At 64.3% G+C, this 23,981-nt stretch carries 26 protein-coding genes; 5 read left to right on the top strand and 21 right to left on the bottom strand.

Going from position 1 to position 23,981, the window contains the following annotated elements:
* Positions 1 to 7 precede the first annotated feature (7 nt).
* The 14 genes from nuoI to AR323_RS03955 all read right to left on the bottom strand — a co-directional run bounded on the left by nuoI (position 8) and on the right by AR323_RS03955 (position 11,784).
* Positions 8 to 493 carry an NADH-quinone oxidoreductase subunit NuoI gene (gene nuoI / locus AR323_RS04015; protein ID WP_057882689.1) on the bottom strand — a complete coding sequence of 162 codons (486 nt, stop codon included), beginning with the start codon at positions 491 to 493 and terminating at the stop codon, positions 8 to 10.
* Positions 490 to 1,533, bottom strand: coding sequence for an NADH-quinone oxidoreductase subunit NuoH (gene nuoH, locus AR323_RS04010; protein ID WP_057882688.1), 1,044 nt, complete (start codon positions 1,531 to 1,533; stop codon positions 490 to 492). The genes nuoI and nuoH overlap by 4 nt, the downstream gene beginning before the upstream one ends.
* Complete coding sequence (nuoG, locus tag AR323_RS04005) at positions 1,530 to 3,521, bottom strand: NADH-quinone oxidoreductase subunit NuoG (RefSeq protein ID WP_057882687.1); 1,992 nt, start codon at positions 3,519 to 3,521, stop codon at positions 1,530 to 1,532. The genes nuoH and nuoG overlap by 4 nt, the downstream gene beginning before the upstream one ends.
* Positions 3,521 to 4,195, bottom strand: a complete 675-nt coding sequence (locus AR323_RS04000; protein ID WP_057882686.1) for a hypothetical protein — start codon at positions 4,193 to 4,195, stop codon at positions 3,521 to 3,523. Before AR323_RS04000 ends, nuoG begins: the two co-directional genes overlap by 1 nt.
* A complete protein-coding gene (gene nuoF, locus AR323_RS03995; RefSeq protein ID WP_057882685.1) occupies positions 4,192 to 5,484 on the bottom strand; it encodes an NADH-quinone oxidoreductase subunit NuoF in 1,293 nt (430 codons plus the stop codon). Before nuoF ends, AR323_RS04000 begins: the two co-directional genes overlap by 4 nt.
* Positions 5,471 to 5,650 (bottom strand): hypothetical protein, encoded by a 180-nt coding sequence (locus AR323_RS03990; RefSeq protein WP_057882684.1) that lies wholly within the window; start codon positions 5,648 to 5,650, stop codon positions 5,471 to 5,473. Before AR323_RS03990 ends, nuoF begins: the two co-directional genes overlap by 14 nt.
* Positions 5,650 to 5,790 carry a hypothetical protein gene (locus AR323_RS14905; RefSeq protein ID WP_164461522.1) on the bottom strand — a complete coding sequence of 47 codons (141 nt, stop codon included), beginning with the start codon at positions 5,788 to 5,790 and terminating at the stop codon, positions 5,650 to 5,652. Before AR323_RS14905 ends, AR323_RS03990 begins: the two co-directional genes overlap by 1 nt.
* Positions 5,790 to 6,458: a complex I 24 kDa subunit family protein gene (locus AR323_RS03985; protein ID WP_057882683.1), complete on the bottom strand. Its 669-nt coding sequence runs from the start codon at positions 6,456 to 6,458 to the stop codon at positions 5,790 to 5,792. The genes AR323_RS14905 and AR323_RS03985 overlap by 1 nt, the downstream gene beginning before the upstream one ends.
* 192 nt (positions 6,459 to 6,650) lie before the next feature.
* Complete coding sequence (locus AR323_RS03980) at positions 6,651 to 7,862, bottom strand: NADH-quinone oxidoreductase subunit D (protein WP_057882682.1); 1,212 nt, start codon at positions 7,860 to 7,862, stop codon at positions 6,651 to 6,653.
* Positions 7,859 to 8,407 carry a hypothetical protein gene (locus AR323_RS03975; protein ID WP_057882681.1) on the bottom strand — a complete coding sequence of 183 codons (549 nt, stop codon included), beginning with the start codon at positions 8,405 to 8,407 and terminating at the stop codon, positions 7,859 to 7,861. The genes AR323_RS03980 and AR323_RS03975 overlap by 4 nt, the downstream gene beginning before the upstream one ends.
* Positions 8,404 to 9,339: an NADH-quinone oxidoreductase subunit C gene (locus tag AR323_RS03970; protein ID WP_057882680.1), complete on the bottom strand. Its 936-nt coding sequence runs from the start codon at positions 9,337 to 9,339 to the stop codon at positions 8,404 to 8,406. Before AR323_RS03970 ends, AR323_RS03975 begins: the two co-directional genes overlap by 4 nt.
* Position 9,340: 1 nt before the next feature.
* A complete protein-coding gene (locus AR323_RS03965; protein WP_057882679.1) occupies positions 9,341 to 9,892 on the bottom strand; it encodes a NuoB/complex I 20 kDa subunit family protein in 552 nt (183 codons plus the stop codon).
* Positions 9,883 to 10,257 carry an NADH-quinone oxidoreductase subunit A gene (locus tag AR323_RS03960; protein ID WP_057882678.1) on the bottom strand — a complete coding sequence of 125 codons (375 nt, stop codon included), beginning with the start codon at positions 10,255 to 10,257 and terminating at the stop codon, positions 9,883 to 9,885. The genes AR323_RS03965 and AR323_RS03960 overlap by 10 nt, the downstream gene beginning before the upstream one ends.
* Positions 10,258 to 10,353: 96 nt before the next feature.
* Positions 10,354 to 11,784 carry a coniferyl aldehyde dehydrogenase gene (locus AR323_RS03955; protein WP_200956675.1) on the bottom strand — a complete coding sequence of 477 codons (1,431 nt, stop codon included), beginning with the start codon at positions 11,782 to 11,784 and terminating at the stop codon, positions 10,354 to 10,356.
* Positions 11,785 to 12,167: 383 nt separating this feature from the next.
* On the opposite strand from AR323_RS03955, the gene AR323_RS03950 reads away from it, so the two are divergent.
* The 3 genes from AR323_RS03950 to AR323_RS03940 all read left to right on the top strand — a co-directional run bounded on the left by AR323_RS03950 (position 12,168) and on the right by AR323_RS03940 (position 14,405).
* Entirely contained in the window at positions 12,168 to 13,364 is a 1,197-nt protein-coding gene (locus tag AR323_RS03950) for an acetyl-CoA C-acyltransferase (RefSeq protein WP_057882676.1), read from the top strand.
* A 77-nt stretch (positions 13,365 to 13,441) separates the two neighbouring features.
* On the top strand, positions 13,442 to 13,870 hold the full coding sequence (locus tag AR323_RS03945) for a hypothetical protein (protein ID WP_057882675.1): 429 nt from the start codon (positions 13,442 to 13,444) through the stop codon (positions 13,868 to 13,870).
* Between the two features lie 133 nt (positions 13,871 to 14,003).
* Entirely contained in the window at positions 14,004 to 14,405 is a 402-nt protein-coding gene (locus tag AR323_RS03940; protein ID WP_057882674.1) for a hypothetical protein, read from the top strand.
* 46 nt (positions 14,406 to 14,451) lie between these two features.
* Here the strand turns inward: AR323_RS03940 and AR323_RS03935 are convergent, their stop codons facing one another.
* Complete coding sequence (locus AR323_RS03935) at positions 14,452 to 14,910, bottom strand: SH3 domain-containing protein (RefSeq protein ID WP_057882673.1); 459 nt, start codon at positions 14,908 to 14,910, stop codon at positions 14,452 to 14,454.
* An 87-nt stretch (positions 14,911 to 14,997) separates the two neighbouring features.
* On the opposite strand from AR323_RS03935, the gene AR323_RS03930 reads away from it, so the two are divergent.
* A complete protein-coding gene (locus AR323_RS03930) occupies positions 14,998 to 16,005 on the top strand; it encodes a 2-hydroxyacid dehydrogenase (protein WP_057882672.1) in 1,008 nt (335 codons plus the stop codon).
* 65 nt (positions 16,006 to 16,070) lie between these two features.
* Positions 16,071 to 16,478 (top strand): DUF4440 domain-containing protein, encoded by a 408-nt coding sequence (locus AR323_RS03925; RefSeq protein ID WP_161808714.1) that lies wholly within the window; start codon positions 16,071 to 16,073, stop codon positions 16,476 to 16,478.
* A 10-nt stretch (positions 16,479 to 16,488) separates the two neighbouring features.
* Here the strand turns inward: AR323_RS03925 and AR323_RS03920 are convergent, their stop codons facing one another.
* From AR323_RS03920 to AR323_RS03895, 6 genes are all read right to left on the bottom strand, one after another.
* A complete protein-coding gene (locus AR323_RS03920) occupies positions 16,489 to 17,895 on the bottom strand; it encodes an NAD(P)H-dependent flavin oxidoreductase (protein ID WP_057882670.1) in 1,407 nt (468 codons plus the stop codon).
* A gap of 26 nt (positions 17,896 to 17,921) precedes the next feature.
* Complete coding sequence (locus tag AR323_RS03915) at positions 17,922 to 18,662, bottom strand: class I SAM-dependent methyltransferase (protein ID WP_057882669.1); 741 nt, start codon at positions 18,660 to 18,662, stop codon at positions 17,922 to 17,924.
* Positions 18,662 to 19,789: a peptide chain release factor 2 gene (gene prfB, locus AR323_RS03910; RefSeq protein ID WP_057882668.1), complete on the bottom strand. Its 1,128-nt coding sequence runs from the start codon at positions 19,787 to 19,789 to the stop codon at positions 18,662 to 18,664. The genes AR323_RS03915 and prfB overlap by 1 nt, the downstream gene beginning before the upstream one ends.
* 69 nt (positions 19,790 to 19,858) lie before the next feature.
* Positions 19,859 to 20,404, bottom strand: coding sequence for a peroxiredoxin (locus AR323_RS03905; protein ID WP_057882667.1), 546 nt, complete (start codon positions 20,402 to 20,404; stop codon positions 19,859 to 19,861).
* Positions 20,405 to 20,429: 25 nt separating this feature from the next.
* A complete protein-coding gene (locus tag AR323_RS03900; RefSeq protein ID WP_057882666.1) occupies positions 20,430 to 22,946 on the bottom strand; it encodes a penicillin-binding protein 1A in 2,517 nt (838 codons plus the stop codon).
* A 49-nt stretch (positions 22,947 to 22,995) separates the two neighbouring features.
* The gene (locus AR323_RS03895) at positions 22,996 to 23,868 is read right to left on the bottom strand and encodes an N-acetylmuramoyl-L-alanine amidase family protein (RefSeq protein WP_057882665.1); all 873 of its coding nucleotides are present in this window, start codon (positions 23,866 to 23,868) and stop codon (positions 22,996 to 22,998) included.
* Positions 23,869 to 23,981: the final 113 nt, after the last annotated feature.

Genomic DNA, 23,981 nt, shown 5'->3' with positions numbered 1-23,981 from the left:
GCGGCCCCTATCGGTAGGGCGCATCGGCTTCAAGGTTTGCGGCCAGAGCCCGCTCCCACTTGTCCCCGTTGGCCAGCAGTTTCGCCTTGTCGTAGAGAAGTTCCTCGCGCGTTTCGGTCGCGTATTCGAAGTTCGGCCCTTCGACGATCGCATCGACCGGACAGGCTTCTTGGCAGAAACCGCAATAGATGCACTTGGTCATGTCGATGTCGTAGCGCGTGGTGCGGCGGCTGCCGTCCTCGCGCGGTTCGCTCTCGATCGTGATCGCCTGCGCCGGGCACACCGCCTCGCACAGCTTGCACGCGATGCAGCGCTCCTCTCCGTTGGGATAACGGCGGAGCGCGTGCTCGCCCCGGAAGCGCGGGGACAGCGGGTTCTTCTCGAATGGATAGTTGATCGTCGCCTTGGGCTTGAAGAAATACTTCAGCGTGAGGGCGTGCGCTTTCACGAACTCCCACAGGGTGAACGACTTGATGAAATGAGCGACGGTCATCCGTACCTCGTGAACATGAGCCAGCCCGACACGAGTACGACGAACATCAGCGACAGCGGGAGGAACACCTTCCAGCCGAGGCGCATGAGCTGATCGTAGCGGTACCGCGGCACGGTCGCCTTCACCCAACTGAAGATGAAGAAGAAAAAGAAGATCTTGGCGAACAGCCACAGCCAGCCCGGGACCCAGTACAGGATCTCGAGCTCGAGCGGAGGCAGCCAGCCGCCGAAGAACAGCACCGCGTTGAGCGCGCACATCAGCAGCACGTTGGCGTATTCGCCCAGCCAGTAGAGCGCGAAGGCCATCGAGCTGTATTCGGTCTGATACCCGGCGACGAGCTCGCTCTCCGCCTCGGTCAAATCGAACGGCGCGCGCGCGGTTTCGGCGAGGCTGCTGATGAGGAACATGACCCACAGCGGAAACAGCAAAAGGTTGAACCAGTAGCCGTTGACCAGGCCGAGCCCGTGTCCGCGCTGCGCCTCTACGATGGCGTTCATGTTGAACGAATTGGCGTAGAGCACCACGCAGATCAGGATGAACCCGATCGAGACTTCGTAGCTGATCATCTGCGCCGCGGCGCGCATCGCCGAGAAGAAGGGGTATTTGGAGTTGCTCGCCCACCCGGCGATCACCACTCCGTACACGCCGAGGCTGCTGATCGCGAGCACGTAGAGCAGGCCGACGTTGATGTCCGCCAGCACCGCGCCCGAGTTGAACGGGATCACCGCCCACGCCAAGAGCGCGACGGTAAAGGTGATGATCGGCGCGATCAGGAACAGGCCCTTGTTCGCCGCCGACGGCACGATGGTTTCCTGCAGGAACACTTTGAGCCCGTCGGCGAAGCTCTGCAGCAAGCCGAACGGGCCCACCACGTTGGGCCCCTTGCGCAGCGCCATCGCCGCCCAGATCTTGCGGTCGGCGTAGATGATCATGGCCACGGCCAACATCAGCGGGAGCGCGATGAGCAGGATGCCCGCTACGGTCGCGAGGAACCACGCCCATTCGTAGGTCAGGCCCCAGGTCTGGAAGGTCTCGCTCATTCCGCAGCCTCCCGCACTTCGTCGCCGTGAAGCAATTCGGCCGAGCATTGCTGCATCGTCACGCTCGCACGGGCGATCGGGTTGGTGAGGTAGAAGTCCTTGATCGGATAGGCGATCGCGCCACTGGCCTTGCCCTTGCCGGCCTTGGGCAGCTTGCCGTAATCGGCCAGCCCCTCAACGCCCAGCACAGGCACTTCGGCGATCATCGCGGACTGGAGTTCGGCAAAGCTGTCGAATCCGACGTTCACGCCCAGCGCATCGGCCAGCGCGCGCAGGATCGTCCAGTCCTCGCGCGCGTCACCGGGTGCAAACACGGCCTTCTCGGCGAACTGCACCCGGCCCTCAGTGTTGACGTAAGTGCCGTCCTTCTCGCTGAACGCGGCAGCGGGCAGGATCACGTCGGCGGCGTGTGCGCCCTTGTCGCCGTGGTGGCCGATATAGACCTTGAAGCTGTCGCCGAAGGCCGACCAGTCGACTTCGTCCGCGCCCAGCGCCAGCACTACTTTCGGCGCGGCCTTGGCGATGTCGGCGATGCCGCCCTTCTGCGCATAGCCGAGCATCAGCCCACCCATCCGCGATGCCGCCATGTGCAGCACGTTGAAGCCGTTCCACCCGTCACGCTGGACCGGCAGCGCCAGCGCCGCGTCGAGAACGCCCTTCGCCAGTCCCGCACCGCCAACGATCACGGCAGGTCGTTCGGCCCTCGCCAAGGCCTCAGTCACATGGCCCGGCAGGTCGTGGAGCACGGCAGCGTCGTCGCCTAGGAACTCGGCGGGGAACGTCGTCTCCCAATGCGGTCCGACGACGAACACCTTCGCGCCGCGCTTGGCCGCCTTGCGAAGCCGCACATTGACGAGCGGCGCCTCCCAGCGGACGTTGCTGCCCACGATCAGGATGGCATCGGCGGTCTCGATCCCGGCGAACGTCGAGTTGAAGTTCACCGCCGCGAGGTTGCCGGTCGGATAGCTCATCCCCGTCTGGCGGCCTTCGAGCATGTCCGAACCGAGCGCGTTCACCAGCTTCTTGGCGGCAAACATCGTCTCGCAATCGACCAGGTCGCCCGCGATCGCGGCGATGCTCGCGCCAGGTTTTGCCTTGGCGATGGCCTTGAACGCCTCGTCCCAGCTCGCCTCGGCCAGCTTGCCGTTACGTCGAATCCACACCTTGTCGAGCCGGCGGCGGGTCAGGCCGTCGACCATGTAGCGGCCCTTGTCGCTGAGCCATTCCTCGTTGACGTCGTCGTTGGTGCGCGGGAGCGCGCGCATGACTTCACGCCCGCGGCTGTCGAGGCGGATGTTCGCCCCCACCGCATCGCTCACGTCGATCGAGAGCGTCTTCTTCAATTCCCACGGGCGGGCCTCGAACGCATAGGGGCGGCTCGTCAGCGCGCCGACCGGGCACAGGTCGATCACGTTCGCCGAAAGCTCGTGCTTCGCCGCCTGCTCGAGGTAGGTGGTGATCTGCATGTTCTCGCCGCGATAGAGCGCGCCGATCTCGTCCACGCCCGCAATCTCTTCCGAGAAACGCACGCAGCGGGTGCAGTGGATGCAGCGGGTCATCACCGTCTTGATGAGCGGACCCATGTGCTTCTCGGTCACCGCGCGCTTGTTCTCGTGGTAGCGCGATCCGCCGCGGCCATAGGCGACCGACTGGTCCTGCAGGTCGCATTCGCCGCCCTGGTCGCAGATCGGGCAATCGAGCGGGTGGTTGATGAGGAGAAACTCCATCACCCCCTCGCGTGCCGTTTTGACCATCGGGCTGTCGGTCCGGATTTCCTGACCCTCGGTCGCGGGCAACGCACAGCTTGCCTGCGGCTTGGGCGGTCCGGGCTTCACCTCGACCAGGCACATCCGGCAGTTACCGGCGATGCTCAGCCGCTCGTGATAACAGAAGCGCGGGATTTCCTTGCCCGCAAGCTCGCACGCCTGCAGCACGGTCGCCCCATCGGGAACCTCGATCAATTCGCCATCGACAGTAACTTTTGGCATCAGGTGTTCGTCACGCTCGCTGTGGAACGAAAGGCAGCGGTTGCGAGCATAGCGCGCAGTCCGGAGGTGCTGATCGACAGCGGCTTGCGCGCTTCGGCTGCGCGAGCACACATCTGGGCGGGAACGCCCAGCGCGGCGATTGCGGCGGTTTCCTCGTTCGAGCCGACTTCCGAGGCGAACAGGCTGGCCACCTGATCGGGAACCGAACGCACAAGGCACATCGCGATTCCGTCAGTGAACGAATATGTCGGCGCAGCGGGCGCGGCTGCCGCACGTGCAAGCATCGCGTTGACCGGCATGTTGCGGCGCTCGATCAGCGCTTCGGCGAGGGCCCCGGCAAACGCAAGGTTTGCCATCCGCATGCGGCCGTGCAGGCCCACCTTGCGAGCGCAGCCTTCGTTGTTGCGCGACAGGTTCTGCAAACCGTTTCGGTACGCGGCACTTCGGAAGTCGCGCTGCAGAAGCTCGGCCGCCTTGTCGGGACTGCCGTCCGCAACGCAATCGGCGAAACGCGTCATCGTCAGGCGAGCCTCGGCGCTGCTCTCGGTCGAGAATGAATCCACCAGTCCCGCTTCGCGCTCGTCGTCTGGCCAAGGCACGGGAGTTGTATCGACCTGCGGCTGTGCCTGTCCGCCGACCGGTTGCATCGCGAGCATGAGTGCCAGGGTGATCATTCCGCTGCCTCCGCCATGTTGCCCGCCTCGGCGATGCGCCGTTCCAGTTCGGGCCGGAAATGTTTGATCAAGCCCTGGATCGGCCACGCCGCCGCATCGCCGAGCGCGCAGATGGTGTGGCCCTCGACCTGCTTTGTGACCTGCTGCAGCATGTCGATTTCGTCGACGTGCGCGTCCCCGGTCCGAAGCCGCTCCATCACGCGCCACATCCAGCCCACGCCTTCGCGACACGGGGTGCACTGGCCGCAGCTCTCGTGCTTGTAGAAATAGCTGATCCGGCTGATCGCGCGGACCACGTCGGTCGACTTGTCCATGACGATCGCCGCCGCGGTGCCGAGGCCGCTGCCGACTTCTTTCAGCCCGTCGAAATCCATTGGCGCGTCCCAGATCTGGTCCGCCGGCACCAGCGGGACCGACGATCCGCCCGGGATAACCGCCAGCAGGTTGTCGCGCCCGCCGCGAATGCCCCCGCAATGCTTTTCGATCAGTTCGCCGAACGGGATGCTCATCGCTTCCTCGACGACGCACGGCCTGTTCACGTGGCCGCTGATCTGGAACAGCTTGGTGCCCTTGTTGTTCTCGCGCCCAAAGGAACTGAACCACGAAGCGCCACGCCGCAGTATCGTGGGGACGACCGCGATGCTTTCGACGTTGTTGACCGTGGTCGGACAGCCATAAAGACCCGCGCCGGCCGGGAACGGCGGCTTGAGGCGCGGCTGGCCCTTCTTGCCTTCCAGACTCTCGATCATCGCGGTCTCTTCGCCGCAGATGTAGGCACCCGCGCCGCGGTGGACGAAGACGTCGAAGTCGTAGCCCGATCCCGCCGCATTCTTGCCCAGCAGGCCCGCCGCATAAGCTTCGTCGCGCGCCTTGAAGAGGGTCTCGGCCTCGCGGATGAATTCGCCGCGGATGTAGATGTAGGCTGCCCGCGCGCGCATCGCGAAACCGGCGATCAGCGCACCTTCGATCAGCTTGTGCGGATCGTGGCGGATGATTTCGCGGTCCTTGCACGAGCCGGGTTCGGACTCGTCGGCGTTGATCACAAGGAAGCTGGGACGGCCGTCCTTCGATCCCTTGGGCATGAAGGACCACTTCATGCCGGTCGGGAAACCCGCCCCGCCGCGCCCGCGCAGGCCGCTGGCCTTGATCTCGTCGATGATCGCGTCCTGCCCGCGCGCCATCAGCGACCGGGTATCGTCCCAGTCCCCGCGATGCTGCGCGGCTTTCAGGCCCCAATCCTGGAACCCGTACAGGTTGGTAAAGATACGGTCCTTATCAGCGAGGCTCATCGTCACCTCCCTTTTGCTTGGCCACCTGGGCGGAGCCGAGGGCGATGAATACCGCGCCCAGTGCGATCCAGACGGCAACGCCACCCCCGCGCGCGCCCTGAAATACGGCGACGAGCATGAAGGCGACTGCCAGCCCCATGTATGCAAGACCGAGCTTGCGCGGCATCAGCCCATTCCCCCGCTCGTCAGGAACCACGCGGCGGCGGCCAGGATCAGCACGATCGCACCGAATTTCACGATGCCCATTAGCACCTTCCAGGCGATGAAGGCCAGCACGAGCGCGATCACGATGGTGGCGATTTCCATTACCACTCACCCCGGTAATCGTGGTTCTCGCCCACCATCGCGGTCAGGCTGCTGAGCGCGCCGACAGGCTCGACCGTGTGCCGCTCGGGGTCCTGCGTGCCTTCCTTCGGCGTCTCACCGCGCTCCAACGCGTCGAGGACCGCGTCGAGGCGTTCAGGCGTCAGGTCCTCGTAATTCGCGTCGTTGATCTGGACCATCGGCGCGCTGGCGCAATTGCCCATGCATTCGACTTCGGTGAGCGTCCACAACCCGTCGGGCGTGGTGTGGCCCTTGGCCATCCCACGCTTCTTGCACGCGGTGATGATGTCGTCGGACCCGCGCAGCATGCACGGCGTGGTGCCGCAGACCTGCACGTGGAAGCGGCCGACCGGCGCGATGTTGTACATCGTGTAGAAGGTAGCGACCTCGAGCACGCGGATCACCGGCATCGAAAGCTCGGCGGCGACGAATTCCATCACCGGCAGCGGCAGCCAGCCTTGCGTGTTCGTCTCGGCGCCGACCTGCCGCTGGGCGAGATCGAGCAACGGCATCACCGCCGAACGTTGCCGTCCGTCGGGATAGCGCGCGACGATCTCCTTCGCCTTGTCCGCGTTTTCGGCGGTCCAGGCGAAGCCGCCCCACCGCTCGCGCAGCTCGGACGTATCGGGTGCGGGGGCGCGGTCAGCCATTGACTACCTCCGGCGACCCAGAACTTCTTGCGCGCCAAAGACTTCCGATCGTGACGCCGATGGTTACGCCAATGCCGGTGTAGATGGCGCTCTCGATATCAGCAGATTGGCGGGCATTTAGGAGCCAGCTTCCGATCGCATAGAATGTGAAAGCGGCGCAAAACGCTTCTAGCGCTGAAGAAATTTGCCTCATCACCGGTCACACTCCCCGAACACCACGTCGATCGCGCCGAGGATCGCCGTCGCGTCGGGCAGCATGTGGCCCTTGGCCATGAAGTCCATCGCCTGTAGGTGGCTGAACGCGGTCGGGCGGATCTTGCAGCGGTAGGGTTTGTTCGACCCGTCCGAGACCAAGTAGACCCCGAACTCGCCCTTGGGGCTTTCGGTGGCGACGTAGACTTCGCCTGCGGGCACGTGGAACCCTTCGGTGTAAAGCTTGAAGTGGTGGATCAGCGCTTCCATCGACTGCTTCATCTCGCCGCGCTTGGGCGGCACCACCTTGCGGTCGTCGCTCGCAATCGGCCCTTCGGGTATTTCGGCGAGGCACTGCTTCATGATGCGTGCCGACTGACGCACTTCCTCGACCCGGACCATGAACCGGTCGTAGCAATCGGAATTGGTGCCGACCGGAATTTCGAAATCCATCCGGTCGTATACGTCATAGGGCTGGCTCTTGCGCAGGTCCCACGGAATGCCCGCGGCGCGGATCATCGGGCCGGAGAAGCCCCAGGCGATCGCGTCGTCGCGGCTTACCACCGCGATATCGACGTTGCGCTGTTTGAAGATGCGGTTGTCCACCACCAGGCTCATCGCGTCCTCGAACAGGCGCGGCAGGCGGGTGTCGAGCCAGTCGCCGATGTCGGTCAGCAGCTTCAGCGGCACGTCCTGGTGCACGCCGCCGGGGCGGAACCACGCCATGTGCATCCGAGCGCCGCTCGCCCGCTCGAAGAAGTTGAGGCAATCCTCGCGGATCTCGAACATCCACAGGTTCGGCGTCATCGCCCCGACGTCCATCACGTGGCTGCCGAGGTTGAGCATGTGATTGCAGATGCGCGTCAGCTCGGCGAATAGCACCCGCAGGTATTGCGCGCGGACCGGCACTTCGATGTTGAGCAGCTTTTCGATCGCGAGGACGTAGCTGTGCTCCATCGCCAGCGGGCTGCAGTAGTCGAGCCGGTCGAAGTACGGCAGCGCCTGGAGGTAGGTTTTGTGCTCGATCAGCTTTTCGGTGCCGCGGTGGAGCAGGCCCACGTGCGGATCGATCCGCTCGATGATCTCGCCGTCCAGTTCCATCACCATGCGCAGCACGCCGTGCGCCGCGGGGTGCTGGGGCCCGAAGTTGATCGTGTAGTTGGTGATGACCTCGTCGCCAGTGGTCGGCGACTGTTCGAGTTGCATCGTCATGGCGTGCAGTTCCACGTGCCGGGCGAGAACGTCGTCTCGCCTTGGGGACCGGCGACCTTGAGCCCGGCGGTCCATTCGTTGCGTCCGGCGTTGACCTGCGGCGGCCCGTCGGCGCGCAGGACGGAGACGGTGTAGCCCGCGCCGGCTAGCGTCGGCCCGCTTTCGACTACTTGCGGGCCACCGGCGGCATTGCCCGGAAGCACGACCTGCTGCCCGTCGATCACCAGCACGCCCTGCCCCTTCGCATCGGTCCCTTCCGGGGCCCCCACGACGAGCAGCGAGCGGCCCTGATAGATGAACGAACAGCCGCCCTGGATCTTGCCCAACGCCTTGGGTGCATCGGAAGCGAGCGGCGTAAGCTGGGCCGCCCCGGTGGGAGCCACGACGGGCTGCGCATTGACTTCGGCGACGGAAGGCACCTGCCCGGCAGGCGCGTTTACGCCTGCGCGCTGCGCGAAGTCTTCCGCGCTCTCGCCCTGCGGCTCATCGGACTGCGAACAGGCCGCGAGCGCCGCGATCGCACCAAATACGAACAGACGCTTCATTCGCCCTCGCCCTTCTTGGCGGGAGCCTTGCGCGGAGCACGCTTGGCCTTCGGCTTGTCCTGCGGCTCGGTTGCGCCCTTGGTATCGGCGCTCTTGCCCTTGCGCGGCGCGCGCTTGGCGCGGCTTTCGGTCGGCGCAGGCGCACCGGGCTCTGCCTTGGCGGACTTTTCCGGAACCGGCTCGCCGTCGCCGCCCTCGCCCGCACCCTTGGCAACGTGCTCGGTCGCCTTGGCATCGGTCTTCGCGCCTGCACCCGTGTCGGAGGGCTTCTCGGTCGTCTTGGGATCGGCCACCGGAGGAGTGGCGGGATGCTCGGCCGCCTTCTCGTCGCCCGGCAGCACGTAGTCCGCGCCTTCCCACGGGCTCATGAAATCGAACTGACGCAGATCCTGCGGAAGGTCGACCGGCTCGTACACGACGCGCTTCTCGTCCTCGGAATAACGCAGCTCGGTATAGCCGGTGAGCGGGAAGTCTTTGCGGAAAGGATGCCCCTCGAACCCGTAGTCCGTCAGGATGCGGCGCAGGTCGGTGTTGCCGGCGAACAGCACGCCGTACATGTCGAACACCTCGCGCTCGAGCCAGCCCGCGTTGGGCCACAGCGTCGTCACGGTGGGCACCGGCGTGCTTTCGCTCGCCGTGCACTTGACCATGATGCGATGGTTTTTCGTCAGGCTGAGTAGCATGTAGACGACTTCGAACCGCTCGGGCCGGCTCGGATAGTCGGCACCGGCGATTTCCATCAACTGCTGATAGGCGTGCTCGTCACGCAGAAGACGGAGCGCATCGTCGATACTGTCGCGCGCGACGGTCAGCAGGATTTCGCCATGCTCTTCCCTAGCGGAGACGAGCATCGCGCCCAGCGCAGCCGACAGCGCGTCGAGCACGCCGTCGTTCGATGCCGTCCGGGGCGCGGAGTGAAGCACGGTTGCCATCTCAGCGCTCGATCGTGCCCGAGCGGCGGATCTTCCGCTGAAGCTGCATCACGCCGTAGAGCAGCGCCTCGGCGGTCGGAGGGCAACCGGGCACGTAGATGTCCACCGGAACGATCCGGTCGCAGCCGCGCACCACACTGTAGGAATAGTGATAATAGCCGCCACCGTTGGCGCAGCTACCCATCGAGATGACGTACTTGGGGTCCGACATCTGGTCGTAGACCTTGCGCAGCGCCGGAGCCATCTTGTTGCACAGCGTCCCGGCGACGATCATCACGTCCGACTGACGCGGAGACGCGCGCGGGGCAACGCCGAAGCGCTCCATGTCGTAACGCGGCATGTTGACGTGGATCATCTCGACCGCGCAGCACGCAAGGCCGAAAGTCATCCACCACAGGCTGCCGGTGCGCGCCCACTGGAACAGGTCCTCGGTCGACGTGACGAGGAAGCCCTTGTCGTCGATCTCGCCCTGCAGCGAGTTGAAGTACGCCGGGTCGGGCGCGGTGACCGCGCCACCGGGGACCGGCGAACTCGGCGGCTGGATCACTCCCATTCGAGGGCTCCCTTCTTCCATGCGTAAGCGAGGCCGATGCCCAGTTCGCCGAGGAACACCATCATGGTGATCCAGCCCGGCCATCCGGTCATGTCCAGGCTGACGGCCCAGGGGAACAGGAACGCGGCCTCGAGGTCGAAGATGATGAACAGGATCGCCACGAGGTAGAACCGCACGTCGAACTGGCTGCGCGAATCCTCGAACGCGGGAAAGCCGCACTCGTATTCGGACAGCTTTTCGGCCGTGGGATTATGCGCCCCCGTCAGGCGCGAGACGCCCATCGGCAGGAACACGAACAGGACCGAAATCCCCAGCGCGATGCCGAGGAAGATGAGAATGGGCAGATACTGCGAAAGGTCGACCAAGCGACTGACTCGATTGCTGGCGGTTCGTGCGCGCCTCTAGGCCGCGAGGCTGCGCGGCGCAAGGCTGGGGGCGGGCAAAAATCCCCCGATCGCGGCCTATTTCATCATCGTGCGGATCGCCTTGTCGGTCCCCTTGCCATAGGGCGGCTTGAATCCGCCGAGCTTCGCGACGTCGATCTTCGGCTGGGTGTAGACACTCCGCGCGTGGCTGAATTCGCGGAAACCCTCGATCCCGTGGTAGCTGCCCATGCCCGACGGCCCGACCCCGCCGAACGGCAGGTCCTCCATCGAGACATGGAACACCACGTCGTTTACCGTGACACCGCCCGAGATCGTGCGAGTCAGCACCTTCTCGCGCTCGCCGCTGTCTTCGCCGAAGTAATAGAGGCCGAGTGGCCGGTCGTTCGCGTTCACATATTCTATGGCTTCGTCGATCGCCTTGTAAGTCTTCACGGGCAGGACGGGGCCGAAGATTTCCTCCTGCATGGCCTTCATGTCGTCGGTCACGTTGCGCAGGATAGTCAGCGGCATCTTGCGGCTGTTGGCGTTGGAGAAATCCTCATCCGCCGGGTTGACCTCGATCACCTCGGCGCCCTTTTCCCGCGCATCCTCGACCAGTCCCTTCAGGCGGTCGAAATGTCGGTCGGACACGATGCTGGCGTAATCGTCGTTATCGCGCAGCGTCGGGTACATCTCGTGGACGCCGAGCTGAACCGCGGCGACGGCGCCCTCCTCCATTTCCTCCGGAACATAAAGGTAGTCGGGGGCAAGGCAGATCTGCCCGGCGTTCATCATCTTGCCCATCGCGATGCGTTCGCCGGCCTTCTTCAGGTCTGCATCCTTGCCGAGGAATACCGGCGACTTGCCGCCGAGCTCCAGCGTGACAGGGACGAGGTTCTTGGCCGCCGCTTCCATGACCTTGCGACCCGTCGCGGTCGATCCGGTGAAGACGAGGTGATCGAACGGAAGCTCGGAAAAAGCATGGGCGACTTCGGGACCGCCGGTCACGACGGCGCATTCCTCTTGCGTGAAGCGCTTGGCAACCAGTTCGGCCATCAGCTCGCTCGTCCGCTCGGTGAACTCGCTCGGCTTGATCATCGCGCGATTACCTGCGGCGAAGACCTGCATCAGCGGGCCGAAGCTGAGATTGACCGGAAAATTCCACGGACTGAGAATGCCGATCACGCCTTTGGGCTCGTATCGCAGCTCCGCCTTCGCGCCGAGCAGGCCGAGCGGGAACTGCACCTTGCGCCGCTCGGGCTTCGACCAACTCGCCAGATTCTTCAGGCAGTAGTGTCCGAAGCCGACCGTGCTCGCGATGTCGGTGATCATCGATTGCTGGATGCTGCGGCTGCCGAAGTCGGCGCTCATCGCTCGGCACAGCGCCTCGCCGTTATCCCGCAGCAACGCCATCGCCCGCTCCACGCGATCCCGCCGCGCCTCGACCGGTTCCGGCCGGGCGGCGGTAAAGGCGCTGCGCTGCTTGGCGAGAAGGCTGTCGAGTTCTGCTTTGCGATCCAGGGCCATTGCACGTCTCCGGGAGGTTTCGATTTGCCACCGGTTGTCGCCGACTGCGCAAGCAATGGCAAGTTCGGCCTGTCCTACACGAGGCGGCGGTGCAAGAGTTCGGCAATGCGATCCCGACGGTTCTGGCTAAGTCCCTCCGCAGCGACTGCGCAAGGTGCCGGCTTTGCCCTGCAAGCTGACGCATCCGGGCCGCAAAGCGACACTTTGTCCGCCCAAAGCGACACATATCCGCGCGAAGTGGCGGAATATGCTCTGGACTGTGTGACAGTGTGACACGCCCTCGGGAATGCAACGTGGATTTGGCGCACCCAAGGCCTCGCTTGTTTGCCTTCGCCGCGCTGCAGCATTAGATCGCGGCCAAATCGAACTCAGAAAGGTCCGCAATGTCCACGTTCTCAGCAGCCGATCCCGTCGTCATCCTCAGCTATGCGCGCACCCCGATGGGCGGTATGCAGGGCGTTCTGGCGGATGTTTCGGCGACCGACCTCGGCGCGACCGCAGTGAAAGCGGCGGTCGAGCGCGCCGGCGTCGCAGGCGAGGATATCGAACGCATCTACATGGGTTGTGTCCTTCCCGCAGGTCTCGGTCAGGCTCCCGCCCGTCAGGCCGCGCTGAAGGCCGGCCTGCCCAAGTCGGTCCAGGCGACCACCGTGAACAAAGTCTGCGGCAGCGGGATGCAGACGATCATCATGGCGGCAGAGGCCCTGGCCAGCGGCGGCATGGATCTGGCCATCGCAGGCGGCATGGAAAGCATGACCAACGCGCCCTACCTGCTTAAGAAGCACCGGTCGGGCGCCCGGATCGGCCACGACACCGCGTACGATCACATGTTCCTCGACGGGCTCGAGGATGCCTATGACGCCGGACGGGCGATGGGCACTTTCGCGCAGGACACTGCGAACGAATACCAGCTTACCCGCGAAAACATGGACGATTACTCGGTCGAATCGCTCCGCCGCGCGAACGAGGCGATCCAGACCGGCGCATTCGCCGACGAGATTGCGCCGGTCACGGTGAGCACGCGCAAGGGCGACGTGACTGTCGATACCGACGAGCAACCGCCCAAGGGCAACCCGGAAAAGCTGCGCACCCTGCGCGCCGCTTTCGCCAAGGACGGAACGATCACCGCCGCCAGTTCCAGCTCGATCAGCGACGGCGCGGCCGCCGTGGTGCTGACGCGCGAGAGCGTGGCGAATGACAAGGGCGCCACCCCGGTCGCGCGCATCGTCGCGATGGCGGCGCACGCGCAGGAGCCGAAGGATTTCACCATCGCCCCGGTGGGTGCGATCGAGAAGGTGCTGAAAAAGGCCGGCTGGACCGTCGCCGACGTCGACCTGTTCGAGGTGAACGAGGCTTTCGCCTGCGTCGCGATGTTTGCGATGAAGGACCTCGGGCTGCCGCACGACAAGGTCAACGTGAACGGCGGCGCGACCGCACTCGGGCATCCGATCGGTGCCAGCGGAACGCGCATCGTCGTCACCCTGCTAAACGCCCTGAAGAACAAGGGCCTCAAGCGCGGCGTAGCCAGCCTTTGCATAGGCGGTGGCGAGGCGACTGCAGTCGCGATCGAACTCGTCTGAAGTTATCCACCGCGCTGATTGCGGCAGGATCGACACAGGCGTAATCGAGCCTGCGGTCGCGTGAGGGAGAGGTCTTCATGAAGAAACTCATTGCAATCGCATCGATCGCCGCGCTCGCCGCCTGTGCTCAACCTGCCGAACAGGCGCCGGCACCGGCTGAAACGACCGCCGCCGCAGCGGCTCCTGCCGAAATGACCGCGGCGGACATGGCCGGCACATACGACGCGAAGTATCCCGACGGCACGACCCACGTGGTAATGATCAACACCGACGGCACCTTCAGCGACACCGACCCGGCGGGTGTGGCGACTACCGGGACGTTCGCACTCAAGGACGGCAAGACCTGCTTCGATCCTGAGGGCGATGCTCCGGAAGCCTGCTGGACCGATGGCGAGCCGGATGCGGCCGGCGTCTTCACGGCCACCGCGCCCGATGGCACCGTGGTCACTGTCACCCCCCGCGCAGCACCGGAAGCCGCTGCCACGCCGGCTCCCGCCGCCACCTGAGCGGGGTCGTCCATTGGACGTGGAAGGGCGGCCTGGGCAGTCGCCCTTCTCGTTCTCTCCCAGCTTTCGATATGCTCGACGCGACGGGTCGGATCGTGGTAAATGGCGGCGCGGTCGCTCTTGGGAGACTACCATGAGAACGACCCTGATCGTGCTGGCCGGCGCATTCGCCCTGGCCGGATGTTCGCAAGAAGCCGCCGAACCCGCTCCCGCGGAACCCGCAGCAGAACCGGTTGCCGCAGCCCCCGCGGCTGCCGGACCCGTCGCCGGAACGCTATACGATGTCACCTATGGCGACGGCACCACCGCCCAGTTCACCGTCAACGCCGACGGAACGTATTCCGCGACCGGCCCCGATGGCGATGTCACAGGAACGCACGTGGTCGAAGACGGCAAACATTGCTTCGACCCTGAGGGCGATGGCGAAAATCAGGGGAAGATGTGCTGGACCCCTCAGCCGAGCGACGCCGGCGGCACGTTCACCGCGACCAGCGACGCGGGCATGACGGCAACGAGCACACCTGCAACCGGTTGATGCTCAAGATCCGGGTCGGTTGTCGCGACCGGCCCGGTCTCGTCCGTCAGGGCTTTCCCGCACCCCAAAGTCGAGAAGCCCGGATAAACCCCCTGCGTCCGCTGGCATCCACCTCGCACCAGTTGGCCTCGCAATCGCGCAGTCCGACGACAACGCCCACCTCGGCGTTCCACTTGAGCTTTGCCCCGTCGGACGGTTCCGCCCGAATTGCCGCAAGCCCATCGCCGACGACCAGCGCCCCGCGGTCCCTGCTCAACAGGTTCGCGGTCACCCAGCCCTCGTCTCCCGCGGGATCGCGTACCAAGCGCCACCCCTCGTGGACGCGGATCACCTTGAGCGGAAGGCCAGCGCGCCGATAGACCCAGCGAATCGGGAAGTCCCTGCCGGGGCCGGCACGCATGTTGAGCGTTTCCGCTTTGATCGTCGCCCAGTACGGCACCTCCCGATCCTGAGCGATGGCTGGCGTCGCAAGGAAAAGAGCGGCGATGATGATCGTAAATCTCATGTTGCCCTTGCGTTAGCGCCTTAGCCAAGTCGGGCGCAAGCGAGCAGCGCTTGACCGCCCCGCCCCCGACCCACTAGCCCACGGTAAATGAGCGAACGCCCCACACCGCGCCGGACCGCCAAGCCGAAAGTCGTGGTGACGCGCCACCTGCTGCCATCAGTCGAAACGCGCATGAGCGAGCTGTTCGACACGGCGCTCAACCGCGAAGATGTGCCGATGAGTCGCGAGGCGCTCGTCGCCGCGGTGCAGCAGGCCGATGTGCTGGTACCGACGGTTACCGATCGGATCGACGCCGACCTGATCGCTGCGGCCGGTCCGCAGCTCGGTCTGATCGCCAGCTTCGGCGCAGGAGTGGATCACATAGACCTTGGCGCGGCGCGGGCGAAGAAAATCATCGTCACCAACACCCCGAGCGTGTTCACGGACGACACTGCCGACCTGACGATGGCGCTGATAATCGGCGTGCCGCGCCGGCTGCGCGAAGGCACATCGCTCATCCGCCGGGGCGAATGGACCGGTTGGGCGCCGAGCGCGCTTTTGGGCCGCAAGCTTGCCGGCAAGGTCCTGGGTATCGTCGGGATGGGCCGCATCGGGCAAGCCGTGGCATTTCGCGCGCGCGCATTCGGGCTCGACATCCGGTATCATAATCGCCGCCGCCTGCCCGAAGCAGTCGAGGCCATGTTCGGGGCGACCTGGGTCGAAGATCTCGATAGCCTATTAGCGGAATCCGATATCGTCACCCTGCACTGCCCCTCGTCCGCCGAGACTAAGGGCATAATCGATGCGAAACGGATTGCGGCGATGAAACCAGGGGCTATCCTCATCAACACCGCGCGAGCCGATCTCGTCGATTACGACGCTATGATCGCAGCGCTGGAAAGCGGTCATCTTGGCGGCGCGGGCCTCGACGTCTTTCCCGAGGAGCCGCGGGTGGACGAACGTCTCGTGGCCCTACCCAACGTCATCGCCCAGCCACACATCGGTAGCGCGACCATCGAAGGCCGCGAACAGGCCGGCGAAAAGGTCATCGCCAATATCCGGTTCTGGGCAGACGGCCATCGACCGCCCGATCAGGTTCTGGAGGGTCTGGTCTAGCGACCACGCTTGCCTGCCGACCGATCTGCGGTATTCGGCGGGTTATGAATGACTTCGCATCGACGATGGAAGCGCTGGAGCACCGCTGGATGCGTGCCTGGATCGCTCGGGACCGCAAGGATATGAAAACGCTCGCGTCTCGCGATATGATCGTCCTTTTCGGCGGCGACCCACCCACCATTCTGGATCGCGCCAGTTGGCTCGAGGCGGTTGGCTCGCGCATTCGCTGCACCGGTTACCGATACGGCACCATATACACGCGCAAGCACGGGAAATCGGCGGTATTCGCGGCTCCGGTCGCGCTCGAGGCGACAATTGATGGCAAACCGGTTCTGGCCAAGGCCTTCGCCATCTCGGTTTGGCAGAAGACCATCGTCCGCCGTCACTGGCAGTTGATGGAGCGCGTGCTCAGCGGCCAGTGCGACGACGAAACCCTGCCGGTCGCCGTCCGCTCCATGCAACTTTGGCGGTGAAAGCCCCCAGCTAGTCCCCGGTCAGGATCCGTTCGACCAACTGCGCGACGGTTGGCGTATAGTTGTTCGAATAGAACGGGTCCTGCTTGAAGCGATAGGCAGCATGCCCGGCGAAAGCGAGGTTGTCGTCCGGATCGCCGCCATGCGCGATGTCCTGCAGGGTCTTCTGGATGCAGAAACTGCGCGGATCCGCCAGGCGACCCGTCGTGTAGTCGTCGTGGTCCTTCCAGCTCGAAAACTGGCAGTGCGACAGGCACCCCATGCAACCTTGCTGATCCGCCCGGATTTGCTCGGCGCTTTCCGGCGTGACGAACACGACCGTGTCGTCGGGCGTCTTCAACGGTTCGGTGAAACCCTCGTGCATCCAGGCGAGCGCCTTTCGCTGGTCGCCGGGGTGCACCCAGAAATACTTCGCCTTTCCGTGATCGGATAGCGGAATGGTTCCTTCTTCCTGATCGCGCTTGAAGATGGGGATCTGGCGTTCCGACCGATGGATGAGATCGTACAGGAACGGGGTTTTCACGGCGCTCGAATAGAAGCCGGTCGGCGAGAACGGGTGAAGCAGCACGTCGCCAGGTTCGACCGTGCGGAGCATATCTTTCCAGACCTGCGGGATCGGACTTTCTTCCGTCAAAAGCGGGCGCGTTCCGAACTGGAACATGATTTTCCCGAGTTCGGGATTGTCGATCCAGTCGTTCCATTCGCGAAGGAACCACACGCCACCGGCCATCACGATGGCCGTGTCTTCAGAGACGCCTTCGGCCCGCATCGTGTCGCGCAACGCCTTGACCCGGGGGTAAGGGTCCTCGGGCTTCAAGGGATCTTCGGCGTTCGAGAGGCCATTGTGACCGCCGGCAAGCCACGGATCCTCGTAAACCACCGCCGCCATCAGGTCGGGGACCTTGGAATAGCTCCGCTTCCACAAGGCGCGAAATGCACGGGCACTGCTGACGATCGGCAAGTAGTGCACATTGAATCGAGCCGCGATCTCGGCCAGCTTGTAGGGCATCCCGGCGCCGCAGGTCACACCCGTGATCATACCGGGACAATTCTCGAGCACGCCTTCGAGGACCTGCTGCGCGCCGCCCATTTCCCACAGGACATTGATGTTGATGGCACCGCGTCCGTTTGAAATCTCGTGCGCCCGGCGGACCTGTTCGGTCGCGCCGTCGATGGCATAGCGGACCAGTTGCTCGAACCGCTCCTTGCGAGTGGCCTGAGGGTAGACCTGCGGAATCGGGACCCCGTCTTCGTCGTAACTGTCGGCGTTTACGGCGCTGACGGTTCCAATTCCGCCCGCCGCCGCCCAAGCGCCGGAACTCATATGGTTAGTCGCCGACACGCCTTTGCCGCCTTCGACCAGCGGCCAGACTTCGCGACCACCATAAAGAACAGGCTGCAACCCTTTGAATGTCATTACTTTGTATTGCTCCCCCGGGAGAGTTATTGCGTCGCGGCGGTTCCCGCAGCGGTGTCGCGCCGGCAGGACTTGATTTCCGACGGTTCCGGCCTCGTAGCCGCTCGCTTGAACTGTGCATAGTACCCGGCCAGTTCGGGCGCGTCCTTGAACGCGTCGAGCTTGAAGCCCACGCGCTCGAATTCGCAGCTGAGGAGAAGCGGATCGATGCCGTGGTTGGAGGTCGGTCGATCGACATCGACCACGATCACTCGGCCATCCTCGCGCAGGCTCGGCCAGAGCCGCCACAGGAACGCATAAGGCTCCTGCACTTCGTGATACATGTGCACCAGGAACACGCGGTCGAAGCTGTTCTCGGGCAGCTTCGGATCGTCGGGAGTGCCAAGCTTCAGCGACACGTTGTCGAGCCGTTCGCGCTCGATGCGCTGTCCCAGGCGGTCGATTACGGAGCGGTCGATGTCGCTCGCCAGCACACGCCCCCTGCGACCGACCTTTTCGGCCAGGCGAACGGTGTAATATCCCTCGCCGGCCCCGATGTCGGCGACTGTCATCCCGGGCTTGATCTCGGCAAGGTCCATTACCTTGGCCGCTTCGCCCACACTGTCGCGCTGGGTTTCGTTGGAGAACCGGTTGCCGGCAATGTCCGATACGGGCCGGTGCGCTTGGGGAAATTCAAGGGCGGTTTCGGGGCGCGAGGAATCATCGGGCTCGGCCCACTTGCAACCGGCAAGTGCCAGCACCGTCATCACAATCGCTGCGCGACGCATCAGTCGGCGTCCTCCACCTCGACCGCTTCACCCGTAACGCGCTGTGCAAGCGCTGCGGAGATGAACGGATCGAGCGCACCGTCGAGCACGTCGTCGGGTGTCGGCGAGGTATATCCCGTGCGGAGGTCCTTCACCATCTGGTACGGCTGGAGAACGTAGCTGCGGATCTGATGGCCCCATCCGATGTCGGTCTTGCTCGCATGCTCGGCAGACGCGGCTTCCTCGCGGCGGCGCATTTCGGCCTCGAACAGGCGCGCTTTCAGCATATTGAGGGCAATCTCGCGGTTTTTGTGCTGGCTCCGGTCGATCTGGCTGGCGACGATGATGCCGCTCGGCACGTGCGTGATGCGTACCGCCGAATCGGTCGTATTCACGTGTTGCCCACCTGCCCCCGAGGCACGGTAGGTATCGATCTTCAGGTCGGCCGGATTGACGTCGATATCGATGTTGTCGTCGATAACCGGATAGACCCAGACCGAGCTGAAGCTGGTGTGCCGCCTTGCGCTGCTGTCGTACGGACTGATCCGGACGAGCCGGTGCACCCCGCTCTCGGTCTTGGCATAGCCGTAAGCGTTCTCGCCCTTGATCAGCAGGGTCGCGCTCTTGATTCCGGCCTGGTCACCCGAATGGTAGTCGACCAGGTCGACCTTGAACCCGCGGCGCTCGGCCCAGCGGGTGTACATCCGCTGGAGCATCTCGGCCCAGTCCTGGCTCTCGGTGCCGCCAGCGCCTGCATGGATTTCAAGATAGGTGTCGTTGCCGTCGGCCTCGCCCGAAAGGAGAGCCTGAACTTTGTCGGCATCGGCCCGCTCGGCGAGGCGGGCCAGCGTCGCCAGGCCTTCGGCCTCGACTTCGGCATCGTTCTCGGCCTCACCCAGTTCGACGAACTCGATCGCATCCGCCATTTCCGAACCGATCTCGTTCACCGTGCCGATCGCGCTTTCCAGCCTTCGACGCTCGCGCATGACCGCTTCGGCGTCCTTGGGATCGTCCCACAGCTTGGGATCCTCGACACGAGCGTTAAGCTCGTCGAGGCGGCGCAGGGCGCGCTCCCAGTCCAGCGACTGACGCACCAGCGCCAGCGCAGCTTCGATACGGGCGATATGGGCCTGCCCTTCGGCACGCATGAACAGTTTACTCCAGCAGGATTTGGCCGCCGCTTAGCGGACGATGGCGCGGTGCGAAAGGGCGCGAAGTCAGCGCTTGGCGTTCGCCTGCAACTTCTTGACCGCGGCGAGCGTCAGTCGAACGTGATCCTTGTAGTCGAGATCGGAGTGAACGAACGCGACCCGTCCCTTTTGATCGATCACATAGCTGGTCCGCTGCGTCAGTCCCGTGTCTTTACCATCACGTACCAGTGCGGCATCGTAGGCTTGCACGATTTTCGGATTGGCGACCGCCACGGCGAACTTGTCGCGGCATTCTTCGCGCGAGAAGCGCTTGAGGGTCTCGATATCGTCGTTCGACATGCCCACTACGGTCGCGCCGTATTTGGCGAACTCGGGGGTTGCCTCGGCAAAGGCGTTAGCCTCCAGCGTGCAACCCTTTGTGTAGGCCTTGGGGTAAAAGTAGAGCACCACCGGGCCCTTCGCCAGCGCACTGCGCAGGTTGAAAGCGAAGGGCTTTCCGGCCTTCGCCGCCTGGGTTGCAAATGCAGGCGCCATTGCGCCGATCGGCAGGCTGGCGGAGGCAGGGACCGCAATAAGCGCGATTGCCGCGGCGATGGTCTTGAACATCTTCATGTGCGTGTCCCCTTGATAGGCGGCATTAGTAGATGCCGCCCTGTTCCTCGACAAAATCGCCGGGTCGTTCGACGTTCTGACGCGCGGCCGAAGCTCGGTTCTCCGCCTGGCGGCCCCGCCTGATCAATTCCAGTATCTCGTTGCGCTTGGCCGCAATCTCGTCCTGCCGGGTTGCCCGCGGCGGTTCGGTGTCGGGCTTGAACGCCTCCCAGATGACCGAAGCCATCGGGTCGTTCGTGGGCCAGGCATCGAATACGCGCTTGCCGCTCCGCCGATCGACACGGACCATTCGCACACCGGCGGGCGCGACGAAAGGATCGGCGGACCAGCGGTCGCGGGTGGCCTTGACGAAATCTATCATCATGGGGCCGGCGGTGTTGCCTCCCTGCACCCAGCCGCCCATGTTCCGCGGCTTGTCGAAGCCCAGGTACATGCCGGCGATCAGGTCCGGGCTGCCGCCGACAAACCAGGCGTTGGTCGGTCCACTGGTGGTGCCGGTTTTCCCGAACAGCGGCAATTCGAGCGCGCGCAGGCGCACCGCCGTACCGCGCTGGATCACGCCTTCGAGCATATGGACGGTCTGATAGGCAGTGCGCGGATCGATCGCCTGACGACCGGTGGCAGGCAGGCGCGGCATCGCCTTGCCATCCCATTCGGGCATATCGCAACCGGTGCAGTCTCGCCGGTCGGCCCGCCAGATCACCTTGCCGCGGCGGTCCTGCACGTAATCGATGATCGTCGGCGTGTGCAGGCGCCCGTGGTTGGCGAGCGCCGAATAGGCGTTCACCATCTTGAGTACGGTCGTGTCGCCCGCACCGAGTGCGAACGATGGAAAGTTCTCGTACTTGCCGATCCCCACCCGCTCGAACGTGCGGGTGACATTGGGCATTCCCGCTTCCATCGCAATGTGAACGGTCATGAGGTTTCGGCTCTGCTCCAGGCCCCAGCGCATCGTGTGCACCCCGCCCCCGCCTCCGCCGAAGTTGCGAAAGCATTTCTCGCCCAGCGCAGCGCCCTGATAGAAGCAATAGGCTTGGTCGGGCACTTGGCTAGCGGGGGTCATGCCCTGGTCGAGACCGGTTGCATAAACGAAAGGCTTTATCGTGGACCCAGGTTGGCGCAGCGCCTGCGTCGCCCGATTGAAATCGGATAAGCGGCTGTCGAAACCGCCCTGCATCGCCAGAACGCGCCCGCTCGCGGGCTCCTGAACAAGGAACCCGCCCGACACTTCGGGGATGGAGCGGACGGCGTATGAATTTCCGGTCGGCTGCGCGGCAATGACGTGGCCGGTGCGCAGCCCGTCGGGCAGGCCCGTCAGCGGCGCCGTATCGCCGTCGGAAAAGCCGATGGTGGCGGAGTTGCCTTCACGCGACGTTACCACGCCGACGCGCCAGTCCCTGTAGTTGATGCCGAGGGGTGACGCCGCGAGCTGCGACTGCCAAGTGTCGTCCGACACGTCGATGGTCGCGAGCGGGCCGGGCCACGACTTGCCCGCACTGTAGCGCAGAATTCCGCCACGCAGCGCGTCCCGCGCCGCTTCCTGCAAGTCGGGGTCGAGCGAGGTCCGCACCCAGAGTCCGCCCGCATAGACGCTGTTCTTGCCGTCCTCGGCATTCTCGCCGAAGCGCGCCATCAACTCGCGGCGCGCTTCCTCGAGGAAGTAACCCGCGTCGACCGCGGGAACCGCGGAACGCGACGGTTTCAAACCAAGCGGCATCGCTTTCGCGCTCGAGCCTTCAGCCAGCGTTATGAAGTCGTTCGCGACCATCTGATCGAGCACGAAGTTGCGTCGCGAAATGGCAAGCGCTTCATTCTTGCTCCGTCCGTACCGCTCGGGCGCCTTGGGCAGAATCGCCAGAAAGGCCATTTCATGCAGTTCGAGCTGGCCGACATCCTTGTCGAAATAGGCGCGACTGGCGGCCTGCACGCCAAAGCTGCGACGGCCGAGGGGTATTTCGTTGAGGTATAGTTCGAGGATTTGCGGCTTGCTCAACACGCCCTCGATCCGGCGGGCCAGGATCATCTCTTTCAGCTTGCGCGTGATCGAGTATTCATCCCCCAGCAGGATGTTCTTGGCGACCTGCTGAGTGATCGTCGACCCACCGACCGCCCGTTCGCCCGAACCCATCTTGGTCGCGTAGTCCACGACCGCGCCGAGCGTACCGGTGATGTCCACCCCGCCGTGGGTAAAGAACGTCTTGTCTTCGGCCGCGAGGAACGATTCGATCATCCCTTGCGGGAAGTCCGCGTATTGCAGTTGGACACGCCGCTCTCGAGCATAAGAGTGGACGATCTCGCCATCCAGCCCGCGAACCATCGTGGGGAGCGGCGGCTCGTAGTCTACCAACGTTTCGGCATCGGGGAGCCCGCTGGCGAGAAATGCCCAGAACGCGACGAGAAATAACAGTCCCGCCGCTCCGACGCTCGCAACCCAACGGAACCAGCGCTTTTGCTGCCAGTTGCCGCGGAACCACGCCACCAGTCCTTGGGTGTCGCGACGAATTCGGTAACGGAAATGCTCGAGTGCGGTCGTTTCGGCCATGGTCGAAAGGGCCTTAGCACGGCGATTCCGCGGCGCGCCAGTGGCTTGGTCAGTCGGTTACCGAGGTGCGCGCAAAATGGATGCGGACAGCGCGGGAAAGGACCTCGGCAAATTCGGCGCGTCCTTCGGGAGAGGACATGCGCCGTGCCTCCTCTTCGTCCGTGATGAACCCGGCTTCGTAAAGTACGCTCGGTACGTCGGGCGCGCGGAGTACCGCGAGCGAGGCCGAACGCAGCGGATCGGACAGGAATCGAAGGGTGCCCTGCCCTTCGCGAGTGATCAATCGAGCGAAAGCCGCACTGTCGCGTTGCGACCGGCGCTGCGATAGGTCGAAGAGAATGGACGAAACCGCGTCGCTCTGCTCGCCGATAGTCACTCCATTGATCGTATCGGCACTGTTTTCACGATCGGCGAAGCGGGCAGCGGCCGCGCTGGATGCCTCGTCCGAGAGAGTGTAAATGCTGGCACCAGCTACGCCTTCGATATTGCCCGACGAATCGGCGTGAATCGAAAGGAACAGGTCGGCGTCCAACGCCCGGGCAATCGCGAAGCGCTCTCCCAGCACAAGGAAACGATCTTCCTCGCGGGTCAGCGCAACGCGCACGCCGCCGTCCCTGACAAGCCGGTCGCGGAGCGCCGTCGCCAGTCCCAGCACGATGTCCTTTTCCAGCAAGCCGCCAGCGCTTGCGCCGGGATCATGTCCACCGTGCCCTGGATCGATCACGACCAAGGGTCGCGATTTGTCCTGAGGCCCAAGGACCCGCGGCAGTTCGGCGGACTCGCCTGCCACCGGCAACGACAGCCGGATGACATAATCGCGCCCAAGCGTAGGGACTTCGACGGTTCGTCCGAACGCATACAGGCCCGCCAGCGCGATCACCGGCACCAGCGCTACGAATATGAGTCGGTTGCGCAGCGTCATCGTTAGCGATGGTTAGGGTCCTGTCGCGCAAGCGCAATATGGTTGCCGATAGAAACCCACGGTGCTAGCACCGGCGGCGACCGGGCCACTCGCCCCTCAAGCCTGCAAATGCG

This window comes from Tsuneonella troitsensis (assembly GCF_001441535.1).
GTDB classification, from domain to species: Bacteria; Pseudomonadota; Alphaproteobacteria; order Sphingomonadales; family Sphingomonadaceae; genus Tsuneonella; species Tsuneonella troitsensis.
Note: the sequence above shows the minus strand (reverse complement) of the source record. Positions and strands in the feature narration are given on the sequence as shown.

Bases quoted from the DNA above. Each gene is read 5' to 3' on its own strand.
- AR323_RS03930 (WP_057882672.1), top strand. From the start codon at position 14,998: ATGAGCGAACGCCCCACACCGCGCCGGACCGCCAAGCCGAAAGTCGTG.
- AR323_RS03975 (WP_057882681.1), bottom strand. From the start codon at position 8,407: ATGAAGCGTCTGTTCGTATTTGGTGCGATCGCGGCGCTCGCGGCCTGT.
- nuoI (WP_057882689.1), bottom strand. From the start codon at position 493: ATGACCGTCGCTCATTTCATCAAGTCGTTCACCCTGTGGGAGTTCGTG.
- AR323_RS04000 (WP_057882686.1), bottom strand. From the start codon at position 4,195: ATGATCACCCTGGCACTCATGCTCGCGATGCAACCGGTCGGCGGACAG.
- AR323_RS03940 (WP_057882674.1), top strand. From the start codon at position 14,004: ATGAGAACGACCCTGATCGTGCTGGCCGGCGCATTCGCCCTGGCCGGA.
- AR323_RS03895 (WP_057882665.1), bottom strand. From the start codon at position 23,868: ATGACGCTGCGCAACCGACTCATATTCGTAGCGCTGGTGCCGGTGATC.
- AR323_RS03935 (WP_057882673.1), bottom strand. From the start codon at position 14,910: ATGAGATTTACGATCATCATCGCCGCTCTTTTCCTTGCGACGCCAGCC.
- AR323_RS03980 (WP_057882682.1), bottom strand. From the start codon at position 7,862: ATGACGATGCAACTCGAACAGTCGCCGACCACTGGCGACGAGGTCATC.
- AR323_RS03920 (WP_057882670.1), bottom strand. From the start codon at position 17,895: ATGACATTCAAAGGGTTGCAGCCTGTTCTTTATGGTGGTCGCGAAGTC.
- nuoF (WP_057882685.1), bottom strand. From the start codon at position 5,484: ATGAGCCTCGCTGATAAGGACCGTATCTTTACCAACCTGTACGGGTTC.
- prfB (WP_057882668.1), bottom strand. From the start codon at position 19,789: ATGCGTGCCGAAGGGCAGGCCCATATCGCCCGTATCGAAGCTGCGCTG.
- AR323_RS03990 (WP_057882684.1), bottom strand. From the start codon at position 5,650: ATGCCGCGCAAGCTCGGTCTTGCATACATGGGGCTGGCAGTCGCCTTC.
- AR323_RS03915 (WP_057882669.1), bottom strand. From the start codon at position 18,662: ATGCGTCGCGCAGCGATTGTGATGACGGTGCTGGCACTTGCCGGTTGC.
- nuoG (WP_057882687.1), bottom strand. From the start codon at position 3,521: ATGCCAAAAGTTACTGTCGATGGCGAATTGATCGAGGTTCCCGATGGG.
- AR323_RS03905 (WP_057882667.1), bottom strand. From the start codon at position 20,404: ATGAAGATGTTCAAGACCATCGCCGCGGCAATCGCGCTTATTGCGGTC.
- nuoH (WP_057882688.1), bottom strand. From the start codon at position 1,533: ATGAGCGAGACCTTCCAGACCTGGGGCCTGACCTACGAATGGGCGTGG.
- AR323_RS03985 (WP_057882683.1), bottom strand. From the start codon at position 6,458: ATGGCTGACCGCGCCCCCGCACCCGATACGTCCGAGCTGCGCGAGCGG.
- AR323_RS03970 (WP_057882680.1), bottom strand. From the start codon at position 9,339: ATGGCAACCGTGCTTCACTCCGCGCCCCGGACGGCATCGAACGACGGC.
- AR323_RS03965 (WP_057882679.1), bottom strand. From the start codon at position 9,892: ATGGGAGTGATCCAGCCGCCGAGTTCGCCGGTCCCCGGTGGCGCGGTC.
- AR323_RS03900 (WP_057882666.1), bottom strand. From the start codon at position 22,946: ATGGCCGAAACGACCGCACTCGAGCATTTCCGTTACCGAATTCGTCGC.
- AR323_RS03950 (WP_057882676.1), top strand. From the start codon at position 12,168: ATGTCCACGTTCTCAGCAGCCGATCCCGTCGTCATCCTCAGCTATGCG.
- AR323_RS03945 (WP_057882675.1), top strand. From the start codon at position 13,442: ATGAAGAAACTCATTGCAATCGCATCGATCGCCGCGCTCGCCGCCTGT.
- AR323_RS03955 (WP_200956675.1), bottom strand. From the start codon at position 11,784: ATGGCCCTGGATCGCAAAGCAGAACTCGACAGCCTTCTCGCCAAGCAG.
- AR323_RS03925 (WP_161808714.1), top strand. From the start codon at position 16,071: ATGGAAGCGCTGGAGCACCGCTGGATGCGTGCCTGGATCGCTCGGGAC.
- AR323_RS14905 (WP_164461522.1), bottom strand. From the start codon at position 5,790: ATGGAAATCGCCACCATCGTGATCGCGCTCGTGCTGGCCTTCATCGCC.